A 1,346-nucleotide genomic window follows, 5' to 3' on the forward strand; every position below is an offset into this window, starting at 1 on the left:
CGCGACTCGATCGCGGGATCCAGTTAAAAATACTAATAATATTAGTATTTTTAGTTGTTTTCTGGAATACCGTGGCCAAGCCACGGTATGACACCGAACGGGTTTTCCAAGCCATATAACAAGCGCAATACCTTGCGGGATGACACAGGACATACTCAAACTTAAAACATTATTTTTATGAAATTTCTGAAAATATTTTTACTATCTTTCTTACTAGTTTCTTGTGAACAAAAAGAAACGGAAAAAACTTTAATAGTCGGTACTGCCGCAGATAATCCTCCTTATGAATTCATCCAAGACGGAGAGATTGTTGGGATTGATATTGATATTATCAAAGCAATAAGTGAACGTCTAAATAAAAAAGTTATCATAAAAAACTTCGACTTTAACGGTTTACTTGCAGCTTTGGTTAGTGAAAATATTGATGTTGCGGTGGCGGAGCTTTCCGTAACACCGGAGCGTTCCGAATATATCAGCTTTTCCGATAATTACGCTACTGCAAGATTTGCTATAATATATAGAACAGGCGACAATATACAAAATAGCAAAGATCTAGAGAATAAAATAGTAGGAGTACAGCTCGGTAGTGTTTTAGAAAAAAAAGCACAAGATCTATCACAGACGATGAATATTAAAGTTCATTCTTTAGCAAATCATTTAATGTTAGTTGAAGAATTAAAAGCCAGAGTCATAGATGCTATTATTTCTGAGGAATTTCAAGGCAAAAAATTAAAAGAAAATAATTCAAATTTAGAAAGCAGTACTTTAGAAGAATTTTCATCCGATTTTGCTATAGGTATGTCTAAAAACTCAGGACTAATTAATGAAATTAATGAGGCAATCTATTCATTAAAAAAAGACGGGACCATTAACAAAATTATGAAAAAATGGCTGGGACAGTAACAGAAAGTCAATTTAAAGATGCTATGAGCCGATTCCCTCAGGGAGTGACTATTATAACAACAAATTGCAATAACGAACTTTTTGGCTTTACTGCTAGTTCTCTTACTTCCATATCTTTAAAACCGCCGTTAATATTATTTTGCCTTAATAAAAACTCTTTTAGTATAAACAGTTTTCGAAAAAGTGATAAGTTTGCAATTAGTATTTTAGCAGAGAATCAAATTGATATTTCAAAACATTTTGCTAAATCACAACCTAATAAATTTACAAAAATTGATTATGTGCTTGGTAATAAAACTGATTGCCCTTTAATAAACGGCGCAACTTGTCATATAGAATGTAATAAATATGTTTCTTACGATGCCGGTGATCATGTTATATTTATCGGTGAAGTAATAAATACCGCTATTAAAAATGATTTAAAGCCTCTATTATATTTTCAT

The 1,346-nt window shown here is 31.9% G+C and carries 2 protein-coding genes; both read left to right on the top strand.

Annotated elements, in window-relative coordinates:
• Positions 1-177 precede the first annotated feature (177 nt).
• Entirely contained in the window at positions 178-903 is a 726-nt protein-coding gene (locus REIS_RS09180; protein WP_008581295.1) for an ABC transporter substrate-binding protein, read from the top strand.
• The coding region (locus REIS_RS09185; protein WP_008581296.1) for a flavin reductase family protein at positions 888-1,346 on the top strand (459 nt) is incomplete at its 3' end. The genes REIS_RS09180 and REIS_RS09185, both read left to right, overlap by 16 nt.

The sequence above is a fragment of the Rickettsia endosymbiont of Ixodes scapularis genome, from assembly GCF_000160735.1.
GTDB classification, from domain to species: Bacteria; Pseudomonadota; Alphaproteobacteria; order Rickettsiales; family Rickettsiaceae; genus Rickettsia; species Rickettsia tamurae.

Coding starts and splice junctions, on each gene's coding strand:
- REIS_RS09180 (WP_008581295.1), top strand. CDS start 178: ATGAAATTTCTGAAAATATTTTTACTATCTTTCTTACTAGTTTCTTGT.